The following is a 25,479-nucleotide window of genomic DNA, read 5'->3' on the forward strand; positions in this document are numbered from 1 at the left end:
ATGTTTGATATGCTATATTCTGGTGCTTGCCCTGTTCAGACGGTTGCGGGTACTACCGGCCGTTCTGCGTCTAAGACTGAGGCTCCTGTGAGCTTCAGGGTCAGCTCTTCCATGGTCATCAGAACCCGCGCTTGCGGATCAAGGATCGAGATATCAACTGCCGTCAGCCCGTCACTCATCGTCCGCCACCGGGCGAGTACCTGAACATCCCGGGTCAGCGGACCGAGCACCGTACATCTCAGCAGCTTGCGGTATTCCACCCGGTCAGCCTGTGCAGCCAGCCGCACCAGGCAACCCAGCAGTTCTTCAACAGCCGAATAGTGAAGCAGCCCCCGGTTCTGCGCCGAGTCCAGAGGTTCTTTAAGGCGAACGCTGATTGCTGCCTGATGTGCGCCGGTCCGCAGCTCATGAATAGTCTCAATATGCTGAAAGGCGGTGGCATTAGGCGCAGGCCACGCAGCGGGCGATCCCAGTTCAGCCATACGGATTGGCGTTACTGCGGCTGCAGGTCTGTAAGGAGCTGCTGTGACTTTACCCTGGGCACAAATAACATAGTCACCTTGCTCGTTGTCATAGCCTGTCTCACATTCAATGTGCGCTCCAGCTTCATACAGGGAGGTCATAAGGCTGTCCGCCGCCCCAGGCTGCGGCTGCACTCCCCAAATCACATCCTCAATCACATGGCAGGGCGACTCCAATGACAGCTCTGCTGTGATGCGGAACAGCTCGATAAAGGCTGTATTCGCCAGTCCGCTGTTCCTATCAGACGCCTGAAGGATCGTCTCGTACCTCTGCTTGCTGAAGCTGGACAGGTTGCGGTCCACCAGCGGATGCAGCTTGCGTTCTTCCCCGCCCTTTGCGGAAGCCGGCGATTCGGTCCGGGTGATCCAGTAACGCTCTCTTTCAAAAGCATAGGTCGGCAGCGGTATAATCCGCACTTCCTCGCCGGAATGCAGCTTCGGCCACTCAACCTCGGCCCCCTGCACCCATTCAGCTGCCAATTCTGCAGCATCTCCGGCCGTGAGCACTGTCCCTTTCGTCCGCTTGGATACCTTGCCGGAATAGATATCTTCCAGGTTCTCACCGGCCAGATAGCTGTCCAGCTTCGCCTGTAATTCCGTGATGCTGGTACATGCAAAGGCCAGGCGGCAGGTCATTTCTTCCCGTCCTGTCTGTAAGGTGTATGCGGCATCCGCAAGCGCGGTATCCGGATTGCCTTCCAGGAATGAGCGCAGCTTCACGGCCATTTGCTTCAGGGAATACGGTGTCTTGGCTGACAGCACGATGACCTGATCATCGCTGCTGTGTCCGTTGCCGGAACCAGGCTGTGCCGAAGGCACACCCGCCTGGACTTCAGCGGTGTATTCCTCAATAAGCACATAGGCATTGGTTCCACCGGCCCCGAAGGAACTGACACCGGCCCGCCTTACGGCTGAGCCGTCCGGTCCGGCAACCGTCCAAGGTGACTGCTCATGCTGTACTCGGAAATAAGAATTGGCAAAATCAATATTGGCATTGGTCTGCTCCGCATGGATGGAAGGGGCAAGCTTCCGGTGTTTCATCTGCAGAAGCACCTTCGTAATGGAGGCAATACCTGCTGCCGCTTCCAGGTGGCCGATATTGGATTTGACCGAACCGATGGCACAGGACTGCTTGGGCGGATTTGCTTCAGCAAATACCTGATTGAGCGCATTAATCTCGATGGGATCTCCCAGCTTGGTCCCTGTGCCGTGCGCCTCGACATAAGAGAGGCTGCTTGCATCCACTCCCGCCTGCTTCAGCACCTTGGAGATCAGGCTGACCTGGGCATTCGGATTCGGAACGGTATAACCGCTGACCTTGCCGCCATGGTTGATTCCGGTCGCCTTAATCACGCCATAGATATGATCTTTATCCTTAATCGCTTCGCTCAGAGGCTTTAAGAGAACGGCCCCCACCCCTTCGCCGGGGACAAAGCCGTCAGCGGCATCGCCGAAGCTGTGGCATTTCCCCGTCGGAGACAGCATCTTGGTCTGGCACATCAGCACATATTTATAAGGATGCAGATATAAGTTCACTCCGCCCGCTACCGCGAGGCGGCATTCTTTGTTCTTCAGGCTCTCGCACGCCGCATGAATGGCGGCAAGTGACGATGAGCAGGCGGTGTCTATCGCCAGACTGGGACCGCTGAAGTTGAACATATAGGAAATCCGGTTGGCGATGGACCAGGGCGACACGTTCGGCATGGCCGAAAGATTGCCCCTTTCCCATTCCTCCGGTCCCCACAGCTGGTACGAATAGGTGGTCGCTCCGGCAAAAACGCCGATATTCGCGCCGTGTTCCTCCCCGTCCCGCTGCAGCTTCTTCTTGGTGTAGCCCGCATCCTCCAGAGCCGACCAGACCGTCTCGGCAAACATCCGTTCCTGCGGGTCCATGATCACTGCTTCCCGCGGCGCAATATTAAAGAATGCCGGATCGAATTTGTCCACATCATCGAGGAACCCGCCCCACTTGCTGTACATCTTGCCTTCCTGCACCTTCTCGAAGCTTCCGCCCAGATATTTCTTATAATCCCAGCGGTCTGCGGGAATCTCGCGGATACAGTCTCTTCCGCCAGCGATATTATCCCAGAATTCGTAAATATCTCCGGCCAGCGGATATTTCCCGCTTAGACCGATAATTGCGATCTCTTCGCCCTTCCCGGCCGCCGCATGGGCTGTACCCCTTTGCCCGCCTTGTCCCGAGAAGGAGGTCAGTTCTTTCCATACCAGCGGCTGGGCGGCAGAGATTACCGGCTGGCCTGCCAAATCAGCGGTTGAAGAAGAAACAGCCTGCTCCGGGAGCTCCCGGCCTGAACCGTGAGAGTGGAACAGCTTGTTCAAAGCACCGGTGTAGCGGCTGACCATATGTGCAGCGAGGCTCTTAAGGGTCTGGTATTCAAACAGCAGGGTCTTGGAGATCTCGCCGAGATCCTCTTCCAGCTTGCCGTTGAAATAGCCGACCATCACCGATTCAATGCCGTATTCCTCAAATTCAGCGGTAATATCAATCTCTTCCGGCTGAAGCTTAAGCAGTCCGCTGAACAGCTCCGTCAGGTAGTGCAGCGTCCGGTCCAGCAATTCAGTGCCAGAGAGGCTGCTATCTTCAAGCTCCTCCGGGTGAATCTCCGCTTCCACCGGATTAACACGGTTAATCCGTTCCAGCAGCCTGCTTACGCGCTCCGGCTGACCGTATCCGACAATCAGCGGATTGATATTGCCCTGCTGGAGCAAGTATTCAAAAGCTGCGATGCCCTGCTGCACAGGGAGCGGCGTCAGGCCGGTCTGCAGCTCCAGCATTCTCCGCTGTTCCGTGGTCAGCTGCATGCCGTCCGCTTCCCACAGCGGCCAGGCCACGGAGAAGGTGCGCCCGGACCGGGCACCTGCTTCAGCCAGCCGTTCACGGTAGACCGCGAATTCATTCATGAAGCTGTTCGCATAGGCGTAATCCGCCTGCCCGGGATTGCCTGTCTCTCCTGTAATGGAGGAGAACAGCAGGATGAAATCCAGCTTCTCCTCCTGCGCACCCTGATCCAGATTCAGTGTGCTGAGGATCTTGGAGGAGATGACCTGGTCAAAGTCTGCCTGGTCTTTGTTCAGAATAAAAGCATCCCGGTGAATCCCCGCACAGTGCAGAATGCCGTCAATCCGGCCGTATTTCTGCTTCACATAGCCGACAAGCTCCCCTGCTTCCTGCCCGTCTGCGGCGTCCGAAACGAGGTATTCGGCAGAACCCCCGTGCGCCCGGAGCGCCGCGAGCTTCTCCTCCTTCTCCCGGTCCAGCGGCGAACGGCCGGTCAGGACAAGCTGCGCCTGCGCCGTTTCGGCCAAATAAGCGGCGAACACGCGCCCCAGCCCGCCAAGCCCACCTGTAATGATGTACACACCGTTTGCTCTGACGGTTACCGGAGTGCCGGGCTTTGCTTCACTTCCGGCTTGAACGAGCCGCTTGACGAACCGGCCCGCGCTGCTGTATTGAACCTCTTGCTCCCCAGGGTCCAGCAGCAGCTCTTGTTCCAGAATGGAATGAAGCTCCTCCTGCGGCAGCGAAGCTGCCAGGGAGACGGTCTTGAAGTTGTAATTCGGGCTCTCCAGATGCAGCGTCTTGATGAATCCGCCCATTGAGGCATCCAGCAGACTGCCAGCATCCCCTGTCTTCCTGAAGGCATACAGCAGCCGGATGCCGGCCGCAGCCTTACTCTCCATCAGCGCCTGGGTCAGGAACAGCAGAGGGTATACGCTGTGATTCAGCTTGTCCTGTGGCTTCATTGCAGCCGAAGCTGCCAAATATATAATCTGCGTCAGGCTTACACGCCGCGCCTGCAGAGATTCCAGCAGCGTATGAATATGCTGCTTGTCATCAAAGCGCAAGCTGTAGAGATTGTCGCCGAGCTGGGCATATTGCTCCCCGGCGGTGACGAAGATCAGCCTTGCGCCTGCTGCGAAGCTGCGCTTGAAGTGCGGCAGCTCCTGCATATCATCCAGGAACAGCACCACATCACCCGTCAGATTTCCGGCCGACTCCTGCGGACTTGGGGTCCACGCGGTGGTGTAATACTGGACGGTTTCCCGTTCCTGTACCTCCTGTGCCTGAAGACCGGCAAGCCGAACGCCTTGCATTATCCAGACCACTGCCCCATCTCCGGTTAATACAGCCAGTGTGTATTCATCCCCGGCAATGCGCTCGGCACGAATCACGAATTGCTGCAACGGCTTGTGCCGGAATGACATTTGGCGGATGGAATGCAGCACCGCCGGATGCTGCGGCTGCTCCAGCGCAGCGAGAGCCAGCAGAGTGTGGCAGGCTGAATTCACGGCCTCTGCGGAGAGGGAATCCGCTGCCGGAGCTTCTCCCAGATCAACAAAGGCCAGCAAGATGTTCTTGTCTTGCCGCAAGCCGGTGACATGCTTCAGTCCGGACTCAATGCCATAGAGTAAGCGTAGTGCCTGCCGGGCCTGCTTCAGGACCGGCTCCCCTTGTCCTGCTTCCGGAATATCTTTGGTGGCATAGGCTGCATCTACAGTCAGGTCCGCTCCTATAGCGGCCTCACATTGAAAGACGACCTGCTCCCCGATCCGGATCTCGGCCGCTCCGGTTCCTCTGTCCGGGAAGATGTGAATGTCCAGTGCCGGTGGAAGCTGCTGCCGGTCCATCAGACCCGACCATGCCATATTCTCCAGCAGCAGCCCTTCCTGCTTGTAACCGGCCAGCTCCAGTGCTTCCCGCGCAAACGCCAGCAGCCCGAAGCCGTTCATGTATTCTTGTCCCTGCCAGGTGTAGGGCTCATAGAAGCTGCTGATCACCGCAGACCGGGAAGAGAAACGGTAGCCGTCGATGGTGGACAGATTATGCTCGACCAGCTCTCCCATACCAGCAGTCTCCGGGACCAGAGCCGGGACGCGGATTTCCCGCCGCTTCACCTCGCTGACCCAATAACGGTTCCGGGCAAAGGGGTAAGTCGGCAGCGGAACTCTTGTACAGCTGTCTGATTCATACAGCTTCCGCCAGTCCACATCCAGTCCCATGGACCAGAGCTGGGCTATTTTACCGGTATTTCCGCCGTCCAGCAGCAGGTCTACATAAGAGATTCCCGCCTGACCCGCGTTGAACAGCTCGATATAATCCTTGAAGCCTTTGACATTGCCACGGTATACCTTGCCGCCCGGCAATCGGCCCTGATTGAATTCGTCCAGCAGCGCTTTGAGATCGGAGACCGAACCGGCAATGATCGCCAGCCTCTCTGCAAAAGACTCCCGTCCCACCTGCAGCGTATAGGCAATGTCCTTAAGACTGGCCGCTTCCGCTTCTGGCAACTCCAGATACTGTGCCAGCTTCAGCGCGTAAGCCTTCAGCCGGTCCTCCGCTCTGGCGGATAAGACAATGATGTGCGGCTCTCCGCTGCCTTTGCTGTCTTGACTGCTGCTCTGCGGGGCCGGGATATATTCCTCCAGAATAATATGCGCGTTGGCTCCGCCTGCCCCAAAGGAGCTGACCCCTGCCCGGCGCGGATATTCCTTCTGACCTCCGCCTTCCGGCAGCGACACACGATCCCACGGCCCCGTCTGCCGCTGCACATAAAAAGGCGTTTCCTCAAAGTTAATGTGGCCGTTCAGCTCCTCGGAATGAAGCGAGGGAACAAGCACGCCGTACTTCATTTGCAGCAGCACCTTGGTGATGGCCGCGATCCCGGCTGCAGATTCGCAGTGTCCGATGTTGGACTTCACTGAGCCGATGGCACAAAACTGCTTGTCACCTGTCCCCTCCTTGAATGCTTTGACCAGTCCGCTGACTTCAATCGGATCACCGAGCGAGGTTCCTGTGCCATGGGCTTCAATATAATTGACCGTACGCGGATGAATTCCCGCAGCCTGCAAGGTCTCCTGGATCACCGCACCCTGCATGGTCGGATTCGGCACGGTATAGCCTGTGGTTTTGCCGCCATGGTTGATGGAGCTGGCTTTGATTACGGCGTAGATATGATCGCCATCCTGTACTGCCCGGTCCACCGTTTTCAGTAGAACAGCGCCAACGCCTTCCCCGGGAACATATCCGTCTCCGCCTTCACCGAAGCTTCTGCACCGCCCATCACTGGCCGCGAACTTCTGCTGGCTTAGGAATATGTATTTATCGGGATGAATGGAGACATTCACACCCCCCGCGATGGCAAAATCGCTCTCGCCCCTGCGGATGCTGTCACAGGCAAGATGGATCGAAGTGAGCGACGAGGAACACATCGTATCCAGTGCGATACTCGGTCCATTCAGGTTGAGATGATAGGACACCCGGTTGGCAATCGACGCATAGACGGAGGATAAGGCGATTTTATTGCCGTCAATCTCGGCATCCAGGAGCTGATACTGGCCATACATCACACCGGCAAAAACACCGACCTTGCGGCTGCCCAGCGTATCACGTGTATATCCGGCATCCTCAATGGCACTGTAGGCGCACTCCAGGAACAGCCGCTCCTGCGGGTCCATAATCTCCGCTTCCCGGGGCGATATATTGAAGAACAAAGCGTCAAAGCGGTCCACATCGTCAAGGAATCCGCCCCATTTGCAGTACATTTTGCCGAGCTGATTCTTATCGGTAGTGTAATATTCGTCAATGCTCCAGCGGTCTGCTGGAATCTCGGTAATGCAGTCCTGCGCCTGAAGCAGGTTATTCCAGAAGACCTGCAGATCCGGGGACATCGGGAATTTTCCGCTGACGCCGACGATCGCAATATCCTCATTCACCCGGCTGCGGTCCCGCTGCCTGGCAGCTTGCCCGGCGTTTGCGGAAGGCTGAATCCGCTTAGGCGGAATAGGCGTTTTGCCTGGGAGCTGCGGACGCACATCTGAACGAAGTCCTTGCGGCGGCACAGCAGCCTTCTTGGCGGCAGGAGGCTCAATCAGACCGGCGAGTGCCTCCCTGTGCTGCTCAGTGAAATATTCGCTCAATTCCCGCAGCGTCTGGTATTCGAACAACAGCGTTTTGGAAAGCTCGCCGAAGCTGGCCTCCAGCTCCTCGTTGATGCTCATCGCCATAATGGAATCAAAGCCGATCTTCTCGAACGAATCATCCAGGCCCAGCGCATGCGGCGGGATTTTGGTGACTTTGATGAAAATATTTTTCAAATATTGCTCCGCGCCTTGCTTCAGCGCCTCCGTATCTATAGATATAGCGGGTGATGCTTCAGGCAATAATATAGCTCCGCCACCGGAAACCGCCGTGTCAGCCCTTGGCTTGTCCCCCTGCTGCGGATAATTGATTGCCTCTACCGCTTGCTCTATCCGTGCAGCATCGCCGTAGAGTACTAAGGCATTCTCCGCCATTTGGCAGCTGAGCTTATCGAATGCATCCAGTCCTTCGGCCGTAGGCAGGACCGATATCCCAAGGTTCCTCCGCATAATGTCCAGGCTGTCCGCTGTCGTCATCATCCCGCCCTCCTGCCACAGCGGCCAGTTGACCGAGAGTATCTTTACACCGGCAGCGGCTCTTTTTTCATTGGCAAAATGGTCCATGAAGCTGTTGGCGTAAGCATAATCGCATTGCCCCACATTGCCGGTCACGGCGGAGATGGAGGAGAACAGCAGCATGAACTCCAGCGGCTCTTGCCCAAATGCCTCATACAGGTTCTGCGTACCGGCAACTTTCGCGGCCAGCACCCGTTCAAGCTCTTCCCGCTCCTTATGCAGGATGAAGGAATCACTGGTCATTCCGGCACAGTGCAGGATGCCATGAAGCCGGGGGAAGCTGGCTTTGACTTCGGAGAGCAGCGCCCGGGTATCGGCTGGACTTGCCACGTCAGCACAGACATACCTCACCTGATTACCGTTTCTGTGCAGCGCCTGCAGCTTCTCTTCCAGCGCACGGTTCAGCGGCGTTCTTCCGGTTAGAATAAGGCTGGCTGAACAGGTATCCGCCAAATGGCGGGCCAACGTGTAGCCGAGCGCACCCAGACCGCCTGTGATGAGGTAGACCGGATGAGCTGCGGGACTTTGCTGCTGTACAGAGAGGTGATCTGCCGGAGCAGTATACCGTTCAAAAACCGGCACATACCGCCGGGAACCCCGGTAATGAATTTCCCGGTGGCCGTTCTGCATGGAGCCAAGCTCCAGCAGCAGCTGCTCCAGCAGTTGCGGGTCAAAAGCTTCGCGGCCCAGATCGGTGGATACCGTCTTGTACAGCAGGCCGGGGTTCTCGATCATGACACTTTTCACAAAACCGTCCAGTGCAGCATGCACCGCGTGATTCTCCGCTTGTTTATATTGGAACAGGATATTAACCTTTGCGCGTTTTTTGAAGGACAGAAGGGCTTTGGTCAGCGCAAACATTGTATATACGCCGCTCTCCATGGCAGCATCCGCCTCTCCATCGGCCACTTCCTCCTGGGACAGGAGATGAAGAATGCTGCCGGGAAAACATCCCTGCCGCTCCAGGCCGGACAGCAGCCGTGTATAATCCTCCTGATCCTGCAAAGGAAGCCTGTCCTGACCTGTTTCCGCCCCGGTGCCGGCTTCATCCGCCGTCACAAACGTAAGCGACTGGAACAAGGAGGCAAACTGGCCGCGCAGCTTGGGCTCAAGCCCCCTATCGGCTGCCAGAACGAGCACATGTCCGAGAGAATCCCCTTTAAGGTCTGTAAGCGGCTGTTCCGCCAAAGTCTTGGTGAAGGTTAGGAGCACTTGCTTATCCGAGCGCTTAAGCGCCGCAATCTGCCGGAGGCCTTCCTCCTTGGAGATGGCTCCGCTGGCGATCCTTTCAATAATTGATCTCACTTAGATTCCCCCCAGCATTCTCTCAACTTCATCTACCCCGGCTTCTCCGTTCAGCAGCTTGGTCAGCATCTCATCCAGCAGCGCAGTTCCCGCCAAAGCGGCCGACTCTGCTTCCGCCGCCCTCGTGTTCTGCGCAGAAGACGTCAAATCTCTTCCTGAAAGACAGGAGAAACGCACCGCCGGAAGGCCTGAGCTGTCAAGCAGCAGCAAATCGAACTGCATATCCTGCTCCTTCGCATAAGCGGCAGGCGCAACCAGACAATAGCTCACAGGTGTCAACGGTCTGTAGACCTCTACAGACTGCAGGGCAAACGGGACAAAGGTTCCATTCTGCCGCTGGCCGCTGAGCACCGAATACAATGCTGTCTGCATCGCTCCGTCAGCAAATCCGGGATGAAGGATATATTCCTGAAGCGGCATTTGCGTGTGTACCGGCAGTGTCAGCTTGGACAAGGTGCCGTGATCTCCGGTATATACCGCTTCAATGGTCCGCAGATTGGGGCCGTACTTCATTCCGTGAGCCGAGAACAGCTCATAACAGTCTTCGCGGTAAATGGTGCGGCTGGCTGTTTGGAGGATATGCGGAATATCCACAGCATCCGCATCTGCGGCTTCGGTTTCACCGTCCGTATAATTCACCGTACAGGTGCAGTGCAGTACTCTTTGACCGTTCCCGTTCAGGGAATAGATACTGGCTCCGATCCCGTCTTCCTGGGCAACCAGCCCCACAAAGATGTCCTGGACATCCTTGTCTGCCGGCAGCTCCAGCGTTCTGCGCCATTTCACATCGGTAACCGACTGCACCTTCCACTCCCGGCTGGAGAGCGCCCCTGCCCGCCAGGCCATTTCGAGATAGACCACTCCCGGCAGCACCATCCGGCCTTGGACCACATGATCGCGCAGGTAGGCATCGGCTGCACTTAAGCTTTTTTTGTAGCATTGCTCCTCAAATACAGATTCATTGGAATCGATGACCGCCGCCAGGGCTGCGGGTTTGCTGCTGTATACTGCTGCAGCGGCTTCCGTAGAGTTATACCAGTAGCGTGTCCGGTCGAACGGATAAGTCGGTAAAGAGATTCTGCCCGGCTTGCTCTGTGCATTCAGCAGCTGCCAGTTGAAGCTCACCCCGCTAACCCACAGTCTGCAGAGCTGGCTCAGCTTGCCGGACTGCACCAGGGACAGCAGGAAGGCTTCCCCTTCCTCACTTTCCGTGAAAACATCGCGGATCTCGCTGCCGGAGCTGATATTTCCCGCATAGACCTCGGAGACTTTGCGGCTGCCGGCCAGAAACTGGCTCAGCTTCTCCCTCAGCTCCTGCGTGCCGGATACCACGATCGCCAGTCTTTCTTCCATGGGCTCCCGGCCAACATGAAGCGTATAGATCAGCTCTTCCAGGCGGAAATCATAGGCGGCTGTACGGTTCGCATCTATTGCGCTTTCCACATCTTCCGTTGATTCTGCCGTTCCCGCTCCAAGTCCATGTCTGGCCGCAATGGCTGCAGAACCCAGCTGCTCCAGCAGATGACCGGCAATGCCTTCAATCGTGGCGCTGCCCGTCAGGAGGCCCATAGGCAGCCGGACCGGATAAGCTTCATAAAGAGCGTCCGCAGCAGCCATCAGTTCTTCTTTGGACAGGCCGTATTCCTCAATGGCCTCCTGGGCGCTGATGTATGCAGGCAGGAGGGCCGATTGCAGGAAGCAGGCGGTGATGTCGGCGATCACATATTTTCTAAGTGCAGTGCTGCTGATCTCTTCCGGCGCATTTCCCTGCCAAACCGTGTGCAGATCAATGTAATCAAGGACATGCTTGGCATAAGCGTTCAGCCGGTCCTTGTTTTTGGCGGATAAAATAAAGATGTACGGCCCGCAGCCGCGGTCAATGTGCGTTGCGGACAAGACACTTTCCGGCTTCCCCATGTATTCCTCCAGGATGACATGCACGTTCGTGCCGCCTGCGCCGAATGAGCTTACCGCCGCATAACGCGGGCATTCTCTGGACACGCCTCCCTCTTCAATAACGGCAGGCTTCCACTCTTCCAGGCGGCGCTGAACATAGAAAGGGGTCTCTGCAAAGTTAATATTCGGATTCAGCACCTCGGAATGGAGCGAGGGTACAAGCTGCCTATGCTTCATTTGCAGCAGCACCTTAATGATGGAGACCACCCCGGCCGCCGATTCCAGATGACCGACATTGCTTTTGACCGAGCCGATCGCGCAGTACTGGTTATCTGCCGTCCGGGTCCTGAAGGCTTTGGTCAAGCCGCTGATCTCTATCGGATCACCGAGCGCGGTTCCCGTTCCATGTGCCTCCATATAGCTGATATGCCGTGGATGGACGCCCGATTTGCGCAGCGCCTCCGCGATAATATTCGACTGCGCATTCGGATTGGGAACGGTGTAGCCGTTCGTCTTGCCGCCATGGTTAATCGAGGTTCCCCGGATCACCCCATAGATGTTGTCTCCGTCCTCCATTGCTTTGGCGAGCGGCTTCAGCAGCAGTGCACCCACCCCTTCGCCGGGCACATACCCGTCTCCGCCGCTGCCGAAGGCGCGGCATTTGCCTTCACTCGAGGCGAACCGCTGATTGCAGAGGAACAGATACTTATCCGGGTGAATGGTGACATTCACTCCCCCCGCGATCGCAATCTCGCTGTCTCCCCGGTAAATGCTCTCGCAGGCGAGATGCAGCGCGGTAAGCGACGAGGAACACATCGTATCCAGCGCAATGCTGGGCCCGTTCCAATTAAAGAAATAGGACACCCGGTTGGCGATGGAGGCATACGACGAGCTGAGTGTCAGAGTATTTCCCTTGGCGGTCTCCTCCGCTCCGTACAATTGGTAGTGGCCGTACATGACGCCGACGAACACACCTGTCTTACTGTTCCACAGGGATTGCCGGGTATAGCCGCCATCCTCAATAGCGCTGTGTGCACTCTCCAGGAATAGGCGCTCCTGCGGGTCTAGCTGCTCCGCATCCCTTGGCGTCAGCTGAAAAAACAGCGGATCAAAGCAGTTATATTCGTCGATAAAACCGCCCCACTTGCTGTACACTTTGCCTTTCTTGCCTTTCTCCGGATCGTAGAATCGGCTGTGATCCCACCGCTGCGGCGGAATCTCGGAAATGCAGTCCACACCGTTCTTCAGATTATTCCAGAATTCATCCAGATTGCGGGCACCCGGAAAAGCGCCGCTGATGCCAATGATCGCAATCCCCCCGTCCTTTGCCGGATGAGCCTGCTCCACTGCCTGGTCCCGGCTCTTGCCGGGCGTTACGAAGGTCCTGTATTTCTTCGAAGGTTCTTCACTCTTCTTCTGAATCGGTGCAAGGTCTGCCGCCGGTACGGCGGGCTTGGCCGCCTGGTGATTCTCGCGGGTCTGCCGGTACCCGGCCTGCCCTTCCAGCAGCTCCCGCTGATTCTGTACAAAATACCCGGCAAGCTCAGCCAAGTTACCATATTCGAACATCAGCGTCTTCGGAAGATTCGGAAAATCCTTGTCCAGCAGCGAGTTGATCTCCATAATCGCCACCGAATCCACCCCGTACTCCTCCAGGCTCTGCCCCGCATTGATCCGGTCTGTCTCCAGACCGATGACCTGCGAGAGCAGCCCCTTCAAATACTGGACAGCATAGTCATGCAGCCCTTGGCCTCCCTGTGCATCTGCATTTGATCCGGTTGTCCGCTTGGTGTCTGCTGGCACTGCGGGCTGGCTTTTCAGCTGCCGGATCAGCGTATAGCCCTGCTCGGGGTCTATCTCTCCCCGCTTGATCTGCTCCAGAATTCTGCCCATTTCCAGGTTTGCGTCACTCATCGTAGGCCCCCCATCCACTGTTCCACTTCCGCTTCGCTCATCTCTCCGGCCTGCAGCCGGGTCAGCAGGTCAACAATGGCCCCCTTATCCTCTAGCGGAACTTCTTGCACCGGTGTGTTTTTTTCCAGCTTGAACGCATGATCAATCTTGGGCTTGTTCCCTGCAGCAACTATGATATTACCGCTGCCCGCCTGGCAGATGGCTTCAAAAGCCCGGATGCCCGTATCCTCATCCATCATGCTCATGCCCAGGTAGCTGGAATAGAACGCCGACTCACTCTCGGGAATTTCAAATCCCCCGTCCTTCCACAGCGGCCAATTGACCGAAATCGTCTGGCCCTTGCGCTTCCCTTGTGACACTGATTCATTTCTAAGTTGTGCATAACGGTCCATGAAGCTGTTGGCCATGGCATAATAACCAACGCCCAGATCACCCAGCTCCACCGAAATGGAGGAAAAGAGGATCAGAAAACCGAGATCAAAATCCGTACTGAACAGGTCCAGGTGGATCAAGCCTTGTACCTTGGAATTCATGATCTCCCGGCCTGCCGCGCGGTCCGCTTCCGTTACTGGTACTGATCCGCCCTGGCCTGCACAGTGGATGATACCGTCAAGCACGCCGAACTCGTTCTTGATGCTGCCCATGATCTTCTTCACATCCCCGGCGCTTGCGATATCGCCCTGAAGATAACGGCCCTCTCCTCCAATCCGCTCCAGCTCCGCCATGAAGACATCCGTCCGTTCACTTGCCGGCTGTCTGCCGGTGCAAATAACGGCGGCCCGGTAAGTGCGGGCAAGATATCTGGCAAAAATCATGCCCAGCGCGCCTGTACCGCCTGGAATCAGATACACACCGTTCTCTTTAAAAGTCACGGGGGATGCAGCAGCCGTCTTCCTGCCGCCATGCTCCAGCGGTCTGATCTTCCGCACCTGCCGCTGTCCTCCGGTATAACGGATATCCGCATGACCTGTGTTCTCTGAAGAGAACAGCTCCTGATAAAGTCTTTCCTGGAAGCCCGCACCGTTGATTGTATGGTCATCCGCCGATACGCTGGCAATCTGAAACTTATGGTGCAGCGTTACAATCGACTTCGCGAAGCTGGCAAGCAGTTCATGAGGAGCCGAGAAAGCTCCCTGGTCTGTCCGGTAGATGAACAGCAGCTTCAGCGGCTGCTGTCCGTACACCTGGACGAAGGCTTTGAACAGTGAGACAACGGAAAATACGCCGTTCTCCAGCATCTGTGTCAGCACAGGCTGGATCATGTCATCACTTAGCGCAGTCAGCGGCAGCGGCGCTGCCGTTCCTGCCCACTGATGCAGGACATGGGTGGCGTCAAAGCCGCTCTCCCGCAGCTCCTGCAGCAGTCTCACATAATCCGCTTCCCTCTGCGGGTTAATCGCTATATGATTTCCCTGACGTGCCCGGTATTCCGTATGCGGTGTAATCCAGACGCAGCCGTCTGCTCCGCTTGGCAACATATGGAGCGGAGGATGAGTGGCATCCTTATTACCGTTGCCCCCGCCGCCTGCCGGTTCGCCAAAGATCAGAACATTCCGCCGCTCTGCACCCATTACCGGGACAAGCGCTTCATTCTCATAGACCGGAGTATAGTAGAATATCTCCTCCTCCGGGCGACGGCCTTCCGGCTTCCCGGCAAACGGCCGGACGATGAAATCCTCGATTCTGACCACTTCATGGCCGTCCAGGTCGAGAATGGCAATATCAAAAATGTTCAATCCCTGATTGTTCTCTCCCGGCTGCTCCTTCACCCGGGTGTACACATAGCAGTCGGCAGGAATCGGTGCGAATATCCCGATGTTCCCCATCGAGAACGGAATGTGCGTGGCTCTGCCTGCTTCATCCCTGCCTGCGGCCACCGAGCGTACCGCCCCGTCGAATAACGCCGGGTGAAGTACAAATTCAGGCAATGCGGCTCTGTAGGCCTCATTCAGGGACAAGCGGGCCAGCGTCTCTTCCTTCCCGCTCAGCACCTCTTCCGTCACCTGGAAGGAAGGACCGTAATCGAAGCCAATTCCTTTGAATACATGCTGGTAGCATTCGTATTTATCCTTGCGGCCCGGGCAGCGGCCCTTGATTCCATCCAGGTCCAGGCTCCGGCTTCTCCGGGATGCAGGCACCTCAGCGAATTCCAGAACGCCTCTGGAATGCACAACCTTGCCGCTCCGGGCATTACTGAAGATTTCATAATGCACGGCCTCCCCTTCAGGCTCCAGAACGATATCCAGGTCCATGGAATCCTCTGTCATCACCACCGGCTTCAGCCAGACAATGTCCCGGACCGCGCTGACCGTGGCTTCGGCAGCAATTTCACCTGCAGCTCTGGCCATCTCAATGTAAGCGACCCCGGGCAGCAGCATCTGCTCCGCAACGATATGATCCCGCAGGTAGAACTGCTCGACAGAGAGCCGCTTGCGGAACCGCTGCTCGCGCAGTGTGGAGATATTGACATCCACCAGCGGATGCAGCGGGTGCAGGGAGAGCAGCCCTTCAGGCATTAGCCCGTTCCCCGCTTGTCCGTTCGCTGCTGTTACAGCTGTTCCCGTGCTGCCGCTGCCCGTGTTCTCCAGCCAATATCGTTCTCTGGCAAAAGGATACAGCGGCAGGGAAACCTTCTGCGGCTTATAGCCTGCAAAGAGCAGACTCCAGTCAATCGGCGTGCCGAGGACCCATAGCTTCGCAATCCGTTCCAGCTGATTCTTGCGGGCCAGCGCGGCGATATAAGCGATATCCTCGGGGTCATTCCCGAGAATGGCGGCTCCGTTCGTTAGCGCTGCCGCCGAATTTCCTTGGTGTACACCTTCGTGGACAACACCTGCCGCAATAGCTTGCAGGGCTGACTTCAGTTCGTCCAGTGTGGAGGCGGCAAAAGCCAGCCGTTCCTCCATTTCCTCCCGGCCTGTGCTCAGCGTGTATGCGATATTTGCCAGTGTGTATTCTCCAGGAAGCGGTGCCTCCAGGAAGCGGTGCAGCTCATGAATCTTCTCCATGAGACGTTCCCGGTTCTTGGCGGACAATACGATCAGCTTGCTTCCGGCGATTTCTGCAGCAGCCTGTGCCGGTACGTATTCTTCGGCAATCAGGTGCACGTTCGCTCCGCCTGCCCCGAAGGAGCTGATGCCGGCTCTGCGCATCTCTCCGCTGCCCGGAGCTTGCTCCCAGCGGTCCAGGCTTCGCTGCACATAGAACGGCGTATCCTCGAAATGGATGCCGCTGTTCAGTTCCTCCGTATGAATCGACGGTGCGAGCATCCGGTGCTTCATCTGCAGCATGACCTTGGCTACTGAGGCAATCCCGGCGGCAGATTCCAGGTGTCCGATATTCGATTTGACCGAGCTGATCGAGCAGAACTGCTTCTCGTCCGTGTACTGGCCGAACGCCTTGGACAGTCCGGCAATTTCAATCGGGTCGCCCAGAGAGGTCCCGGTGCCATGCGCTTCGAGACTGGTGATTGTTCTGGGATGTACGCCCGACTTGCGGAGAGCCTCGGCAATAGCCGCAGCCTGAGCACCCGGATTCGGCACAGTGTAGCCGCTGGTTTTGCCGCCGGAATTCACTGCCGTGCCCTTGATGACTCCGTAGATATGGTCTCCGTCTTCTATGGCTTTGCTGAGCGGCTTGAGCAGAACTGCCCCCACGCCTTCACTGGCTACATAACCGTCTCCGCCCTCGCCGAAGGCCCGGCATTTGCCTTCACTGGAGGCGAAGCGCTGGCTGCACAGGAACACGTATTTGTTGCGGTGGATCGTCACATTGACGCCCCCGGCAAGCGCAGCCTCGCTCTCACCGCTGCGGATACTCTCGCAGGCCAGATGAATCGCGGTCAGCGAGGAGGAGCACATGGTATCAACCGCCATGCTCGGCCCCTGGAAGTTGAACAAGTACGACACCCTGTTGGCGATGGATGCGAAGGACGAGTTAGGCGCTACCAGATTGCCTGAGGCGTAGCCTTCCGTGCCGATTAGCTGATAATGGCCATACATGACGCCGACAAAAACTCCGACCTTGGAGCGGGCGAGCTTCTCCCTGGTGTATCCGGCATCCTCGACGGTGTGGTAGGCGCATTCCAGAAACAACCGTTCCTGCGGGTCCGTCAACTGGGCATCCCGCGGTGTCATCTGGAAGAATAACGGATCGAATTTGTCCACATCGTCGATAAAACCGCCGTATTTGGTGTAAATTTTGCCCTTCTTGCCCTTCTCCGCATCGTAGTCCAGTGTGTAGTCCCAGCGGTCAGCGGGAATTTCAGTAATGCAGTCCCGGCCTTCCCTCAGGTTGTCCCACAGCTCGGAGATATTGCCCGCCATCGGGAATCTGCCATCCATGCCGATGACCGCAATATCCATACCGCCGTTGTTCACCGCGTTTCTTACCGGCGGTGCAGCTTCCCCTGCCTTCGGCAGGAAGCGTCCGCCCTGCGGATTTACCGGCAATCTTACCGGCGTCTTCACCGCCTCCGGGTTCTGCGGCTGCTCAAGCTTCAATAGGGAAGCAAGCTGGGCTCCGTAATGCCCGGTGAAGTAACCGGCAAGCGATTCTACCGTGTTATATTCGTAAAATAATGTGGTCGGCAGTCCGCTGAAATCGCGCTGCAGCGACTCATTCAGCTCCAGAATCATGATTGAATCCAGACCAAAGGCATCCAGCGGCGAAGCCTGGCCGATCCGGTCCCTGGAGATGCCCAGAGTCTTGGCAAGCAGGCTGACAAGATAAGCCTGCGTCCGTACCAGCAGTTCCCCGCTGTCAACGCTGCTGCTTGCTGACTGCGCCGCTGTGGCCGCCTGACTAGCTTGACCAGTTTGAAATGCTCCGCTTATACCGAGCGCCCGGGCGATTTTGTGCGGATCGCCGTAGCCGACGAAGGCCTGCACGACATCCTCTTTTAACACAGCCTCCAGAATATCCAGGCCTGTTCTGCTATCCAGCAGGTGCATGCCGTAATAATCGGCCAGCACCTGCTGCTGTGCTGCCGCAACCTGATATCTTCCACCCTGCCAGAGCGGCCAGTTGATGGATACGGTCTTGCCCTGCCGCTGATGCTGTGCGGCAAGACGGTCACGATAGACGGCAAAGCGGTCCATGAAGCTATTGGCAGCCGCATAGCTGCCTGCTCCCATATCCCCGATCTGTGCAGAGGTGGACGAGAACAGGATGAACAAATCCAGCGCTTCATCCTTGCTGGCCAGATCCAGATTCAGGGTCCCGCTGACTTTGGGGCCGAGAATACGGGCAAAGCCTGCTTTGCTGCTCTCCGCCGCCTTCACCGTCTCCCCGATTCCAGCGCAATGAAGGATGCCGTTAATCACACCGAAGCGAGCTTTGGCTTGTCCGATTAACCGGACTGCGCCACCCATGTCGGCAACCTCTGCCTGAAGGTAGACCGCTTCTGCGCCAAGTCCCGCCAAATGCTCCAGCTTCGCCTGAATGGCCGCATCCACCGGCTGCCTTCCGGCCAGCACCAGCCTGGCTTGAACCGTAGCGGCCAGTTCAGCCGCCATCAGCATGCCGAGTGCTCCGGTGCCGCCGGTAATAATATAGACACCGCCTCTGATGAACCTGGATTCCCCGGCCTGGTGAAGCATGGGCTGCGGAAGGAGCTTCCGCAGATACCGTGCTCCGCCGTCGTATCTGATTTCTGTCCCGCTGGCAAGCTGCGGCGGCAGTAATTCTCGGACCAACCGCTCTGCGGCTTCTGCCGGGGCCGCTGCATTTAGCTGAACAAGACTCAATTGGAACAACGGATGATCGGCAGAGATCGAATGGGCCAATCCGGCAGCCATTTCATTCAGCGGCGTCAGCACATGTTCTGCACTGTCATAGGCATATAAGCATCTGATTCTGGACATCGGCTTCGATGCTGCCGCCGCCTGCAAGAGATGCAGCAGTGAATACAGCCCTTGATCCATTTGCGCCTCCAGAAATTCCGCCAGCCCAACTTGCAGACTTCCCGTATCTTCCAGCGCATCCCCAGCCCCGGCAACGGCATTCACATTCCAGCCATGCACAATATGCTGTAGCTCCACGCCCTGAGTGTTCAAAGCTTCCAGTAACCGGAGGTAATCCGCTGCCTGTCCCGGGTTGATCACATACTCTGTGCTGCTCAGCCGGGCATATTCGGCCCCTGCCTGAACCTGAATACAGCGGTCTGGCGCCAAGCCTTGCTGCGTAGCCTGCTCACGGATAGAAACGGCCAAAGCCGCTGAGCCGAACACTATAATAGAGGACAGCGCAGCGGATTCCTGCGGCAGACCAGCCTCTATCCATTCCGGCGCATACAGCGATAAACCGGCAGCTTGCACGGGTGCAACTCCTTTGGCTGATGCGTAATGCTTAATTGAGAATCCGAACAGCCGCACAACCTCTTGGCCTTCCATGTCGGTAATCCGGATATCATACTTCCGCGTTCCCTCATCATCCGTACCGGTTGCCCCCTCTGCAGGCTTCGCATAGGCGTAGCACTGCCGGGGAACCTCACCGACCAGCTCCATACGGTCCAGGGCGAACGGCACCCGGAGCGTCAAGTCCTCATCGCTGCGTCTTCCTGCCCATGAGAGCGACCGCACCGCACCGTCGATGATCGACGGATGCAGCACATAGTCGGCGTAATCCGCCTCAAGATGCTGTGGCAGAGAAATTTCGGACAAGCCTTCCTGTACAGAGCTGTAAGCAGTCTTCGTCACCCGGAAAGCAGGGCCATAATCGAAGCCGACGCCCTTGAAGATATGGTCATAACACTGTGCATGATCGAAGGTGGATGTACTTCTCTCCTTGATCTTCGCAATCTCCAGCGTTTGGGCGGAAGGCGTTGTCTCCTGCAAAATTATCCCCGAGGAGTGCAGAACGCGCTGATCCCCGGCTTCACTGAACACCCGGTATTCCAGCTCTCCTGATTCAACAAGCCGGAAAGAGGTGTAAATTTCCTTCCGGTCTTCCTCCAGCTCCACAGCCTTAATCCATCTGACATCCTTCAGCCCCGTTACCGGGGTGATTCCCGCCAAATCGGCAGCAGCTCTTACCATCTCCAGATAGGCTACCCCAGGCATCAGAACCTTGCCGCCGACCACGTGATCCTTCACAAAAAACTGATCCAGCCGAAGTACCGTTCGGAATTTCTCCTCTTCCATAGTGGAGACATTGCTGTCAACCATCGGATGGAGTACGGCGGCAGCCGTTTCTGCGGAAGACAGCTTGGGAGCGATACGGCGTGTATTTTTACGGACCCAGCAGATTTCTCTGGCAAAAGGATACACCGGCAGCGGAATGCGTCTGCCCTTCCGGTTCACATACAGGCGGCTCCAGTCAACCGCCTCTCCGGAGGTCCAGTGTTCCGGTAACTCCGAAAGCTCCAAGGCTGTAACCGGCTGCGCCGATAACCGGTCTCCGGCTTTGGCGGACAGCGATGGTGCAGCCGCAGGCTGTGCGGATACCTGACCGTAGCACACTGCATAGGCTTGTTCCGGCCCGGAGAGGCAGCTGTGCAGAATGTTCACCAGCTCCTCCTTGCCGGCGGCGGCAAAAGCCATCCGCTCCGCCATTTCCTCTCTTCCTGTCTGCAGCGTGAAGGCGATGTTATGCAGCGTAAGCTCTTCCTTATCACCATGAAGCGTCAGGTAACTTAGAAGCTGCTGCACCTTTTGCTGAAGCTGGGGCTTGGTCTTTGCGGATAGAATGATCACGTTACCCTGCCCCGACTCCCCGGATTGCCCGGAACCGGAACCAGAACCGGAAGAATCCATGGCGGCTGCAGGCGTATAATCCTCCAATACCACATGGGCGTTCACTCCGCCGAAGCCGAAGGAGCTGACCCCTGCCCGTCTTGGCGCATCTTCAAGCGTTGTCCATTCCTGCGTCTTCTCCACGATATAAAAAGGCGAATGCTCAAGCTCGATATACGGATTCAGCTGGTTAAAGTGAACGTTGCCCGGTAAAGTCTTATGCTTCATCGCCAGCACAACCTTCAGGATTCCGGCAATGCCTGCGGCGGCCTCCAGGTGGCCGATATTGGTCTTGACCGCGCCCAGTCCGCAATACCGCTCCCGGGTCGCCTGGATTCCGCGTCTGTGATACAGCTCTTTAAAAGCACTTTTCAGTGCATTGATCTCCACCGGATCACCCAGGCTGGTGCCGGTGCCATGCGCTTCGATATAACCGATGGTATCCGGGGAAATTCCCGCTTTATCGTAGGCTTCCACCAGCACCTCAGCCTGCGCCTTCGGATTCGGCACCGTCAGCGAGCTGACCTTGCCGCCATGGTTGACCGCCGTTCCTTTGATAACCGCGTAAATATAATCCCCGTCCGCTTCGGCCTGGCTTAACGGCTTGAGAAGAACAGCTCCTGTACCTTCTCCGCGCACATAGCCGTTTGCGCTTTGATCGAAGGTTTTGCAGCGTCCGTCCGGTGACAGCATGCCTGCCCGGCTGAAGGATATGTGCAGGGTTGGGGCGGCAATCACGTTCACACCGCCGGCAATCGCCTGTTCGCAGTCGCCGTTCTGAATACTCTCCACCGCCCGGTGCACGGCCACCAGGGAACTGGAGCAGGCCGTATCAATCGGCTCGCTTGGGCCGCGGAAATTGAGCAGGTAAGAAATCCGGTTGGCGAGTACGCAGTGAGAGCTGCCTGTGGAAGAATAAGCCTCTATCTCGATATCGTTGTCCTGCAGTAGAGTGCTGTAATCATTCGTAGAGACCCCGACGAACAGCCCCACCTTCTTGCCTGACAATGCCGAAGCTTTATATCCGGCATCCTCAAGGGTAGACCACACGGTTTCCAGGAATATCCGCTGCTGCGGGTCCATCAGATCGGCTTCACGCGGGTTAATGCCGAAGAAGCCCGGGTCAAACTTGTCGATGTCCTTCATGAAGCCGCCCCAGCCGGAGATCGGCTTATCCGGGCCGCGGCCCTTCAGCCGGTTCAGTTCCTGAGTATCCCAGCGGTCGCCGGGAATCTCCGAGATCATATCCTTCTGCTGCCGCAGCTGCTCCCAGAATGTCTCCAGATCCCTCGACTCAGGCATGGCTCCACTGATCCCGATAATGGCAACAGGTTCGCGTTTGACGGCTCCGGCTGACTCCGGCTGAATCACCTTCCACCCTTGTCTGGCCTTCGTGCCGGAGGTCCCCGCCTTAACCGGCCCATAATCAACAGAGGCTACAGCTGCCTGAATGGCTCCGTGACTGAAATATTCAACCAATTCGTCCGGATAGCTCTCCGCCAGATGGGCAGATAATGCACGGACCGTCGGATATTCAAAAAAGACCGCCGGCGTCATCCGCACCTGGAACGTATCATTGACCGCACCCGCTGCATCCGTGAACGTAATGGAACTCATACCGTATTCGCCCAAATCCTGATCCGGATGGATCACAGCTTCATCCAGCTTCATCAAGCGGCTGATGACTCCGGTGATGGCTTGCTGAGTCTGCTCCAGTAAATCGGCCGCCAGATTCGCCCGGAGAACGGCTCCTTCTCCGGTTATAGCTGCACCGGAAGCCGCTGATTCAAGGCCCAGAATGCCGCTGATTTTCTTGCGGTTTGCCTGAAGCGGCAATATTTGTGGTACATTTCCGTTCAGGATTACCTCGAAATAGCCCAGTCCCGCCGCAGTCTCCAGCGGTTTCAGACCCACGGTATTCCGGAAGAACAAGAGCGTCTGTTCCTCTACCTGCATCCCCCCTTCTTTCCAGAGCGGCCAGTTGATGGAGATGGACTTTCCGTATCTGTGACCCGATCGCACCAAGGCATGTCGGGACAGCATATATTCGTCCATAAAAGCATTGGCATACGCGTAATCGCTCTGCCCGGTATTTCCCGTGACCGCAGCTATTGAGGAGAATGCCGCTATGAAATCCAGCTTATCCTCCTGCGTTGCCTGATCGAGATAGATCAGCCCCTGGACCTTTGCCCCCAGCACTTCGCCGGCCTGCTCCGCGTCCTTCACCTGGATAAGTGCATCGCGGGTGACTCCCGCCGCATGAATGATGCCATGCAGGCTGCCGAACCGGCTCCTTGCTTCGGCAACAGCCGCTGCTGCTGCCTGTTCCTGCGAAATATCCGCCTGCACGTACAGCACTTCTGCCCCGAGCTTCTGCAAACGGGCGATTTGCTGTTCCTGCCCCGGCTGAAGTGCGGATCGGCCGATCAGCACAAGCTTGGCCTGAACCTGCCCGGCAAGATGCTCCGCCACAATCAGCCCCAGCTTGCCCAGTCCGCCAGTAATGAGGTACACGCCCTGAGGACGGAGGATATCCTGCACGCTTTCCTTCTCAGGCAGTGCAATCTCCTTCAGTGCATGAACATACCTTCTGTCCTGCTTGTACAGCACTTCATCGTCAGCCGATTGGACCTCGGCGGCAACCATCCGGTATATCTCCTCCGTGCTGGCCTGTCCGGTGAACAGCGTGCTGAAATGCAGCTTGGAATGCTCCAGCTTGAGCGTTTTGTTGAATCCTCTCAGTGCTCCAAGCTCCGGTGGTACAGCCTCTTTCTCCCCGCCCCGGCATAACTGGATCACCCGGGTATGCCGGTTTTCCTGGTCAGCCATCAGAGCCTGGGCCAGATACAGCTGGTGCAGGTAAGCTCCGGCGGCAGCTGCCCCGGCAGAAGCAGCAGCGACCTCCGGCTGTTCATACACGATGGTCTCCAGTGTACAGCCTCTGTTCTTCAATTCACGAATCAAGCGGGTATAATCGGCCGGCTGCTCCGGGTTAATCCGGTAATGCGCTTCTCCGTCCTGATGATACTCGGCACCGGCTTCTACAATAGTTAACTGCCCTGAATCAGGATGATTATTGGCCTTGGCAAATTCCTTATATAGCTCAGACTGCCCCGTGAATAAGAGCACATCGCCTTGAATATTTCCTTGTGGCGGAAGAGCCGTACCGTTTTCCTTCCATTCGTAAGCGAAGCTCATCTCCTCCATGCTCTGCTGTCTTCCCTGATGGAAGACCTTCAGTACAAAGCGGGTGAACTTCAGCAGGACCCGGCCCTGCCCGTCGGCCAGCACGACATCGAACTCCTGGTCACCGCCGCTATTGGCGGACTCCAGCTTTTTCACATAGGATACACAGCTCGCCGGCAGGCTCCCGAAGATTTCCAGCTTGTCAAAAGAATACGGCAGTGCCACCGCATCCTCCAGTTCTTCCTGAGAGCTGACCAGCCCGATGACCGCTTCCAGTACTCCGTCAACCACGGTGGGATGCAGCGTATATTCCTTGAAGCCTTCGCGCAAATGTGCAGGCAGTTCGATGAAAGCTAACGCTTCTGTCTCCCCGGCAAACATTTCGGTTATCGACTGAAAGGACGGGCCGAGCAGCAACTGATGTTGTCTGAACTTGTCATAGATTTGGGTTCCGCTGACGCGCGTCTTCCCTTGGCTTAGCGCGGTAATATCCAAGGTGTCCAGCAGATTACCAGACGGTTCTTCCGCTGTGTAACTGATACTGCCCTGGCTATGAACGACCGTATTTCCTTCGGACAGGCTTGTAATCTCATAATCTAGTTCAGCTTCCGCTTCCCCCGGATATAGGCACACCTGCACAGTCTTAGCGGCTTCGCCGTCTTCCAGTTGGATCGGGTAAGCCCAGACAACACCGGTTATCCTGCGGACCGTTGTACCCGGCAGTGAAGCGGCCGCAGCGGACAAGGCCATCTCCAGCTGGACCACACCCGGAAGCAGCTTATGGCCGGATACGATATGATCGTTCAGGTAGAACTCTGCGCCGGTCAGCTTTTTCGCAAAACACTGCTCATGCACCGTAGACTGGTTGTTATCCAGTACCGGGCCTATCGCTTGTACCGCAGCGCCTCCTGTTGCGGCTAAAGGCGCTGCCGTGTTCAGCTCCAGCCAATACTTGTGTTTCTGAAACGGATAGGTAGGCAGCGGTATTTTGTTATATTGGCGGTCGCTGTACAAGACGTTCCAGCTGCAAATGCAGCCTTCCATATACAGTCCTGCGGCCTCATCCAGCGCTTGCCGGGAGACTGAAGCCCCGCTTGTTTTTTTTACCATAATCCCGTCCAGCCTGCGCTGATCCTCACGCCCGTTCTGGTTTCGCCGCAGCACGCGGGAGGCACTGCCCGTATCCGCAGCAAGCGCCTCCAGGGTGCGCAGCAGCTCCGTTTCCAGCTCCTGCAGATCGCCGGCAATCACGGCCGCCCGCTCGGGAAAGTGGCTTCTGCCGACGGATAACGTGTAGGCGATATTTCCGACATCCGTACTGGCGTCCGCCTCTTCCTTGATCCACTCTTTTAGATCCGCAAGTCTCCGAATCAGGCCCTCCCGGGTCTTGGCTGAAAAGAGAAACAGATAAAAAGGGCGTTCGCCGCTATGTATGCCATTATTGCTCATCTGTTTAGCCTCCACTTCTC

The 25,479-nt window shown here is 57.0% G+C and carries 3 protein-coding genes; all 3 read right to left on the minus strand.

The window, feature by feature from the left end; all coding sequences use genetic code 11:
* Positions 1-35: 35 nt before the first annotated feature.
* The 3 genes from P40081_RS36485 to P40081_RS18950 are packed head-to-tail and all read right to left on the minus strand — an operon-like array spanning position 36 to position 25,459.
* Positions 36-9,281: an SDR family NAD(P)-dependent oxidoreductase gene (locus P40081_RS36485; RefSeq protein WP_052421896.1), complete on the minus strand. Its 9,246-nt coding sequence runs from the start codon at positions 9,279-9,281 to the stop codon at positions 36-38.
* On the minus strand, positions 9,282-13,091 hold the full coding sequence (locus P40081_RS18945) for a beta-ketoacyl synthase N-terminal-like domain-containing protein (RefSeq protein ID WP_052421897.1): 3,810 nt from the start codon (positions 13,089-13,091) through the stop codon (positions 9,282-9,284). It abuts the gene before it with no gap.
* Complete coding sequence (locus P40081_RS18950; RefSeq protein WP_042137636.1) at positions 13,088-25,459, minus strand: SDR family NAD(P)-dependent oxidoreductase; 12,372 nt, start codon at positions 25,457-25,459, stop codon at positions 13,088-13,090. Before P40081_RS18950 ends, P40081_RS18945 begins: the two co-directional genes overlap by 4 nt.
* Between the last annotated feature and the right edge of the window lie 20 nt (positions 25,460-25,479).

Origin of the sequence: Paenibacillus sp. FSL P4-0081 (genome assembly GCF_000758565.1) — a bacterium.
GTDB lineage: Bacteria > Bacillota > Bacilli > Paenibacillales > Paenibacillaceae > Paenibacillus_AQ > Paenibacillus_AQ phytohabitans.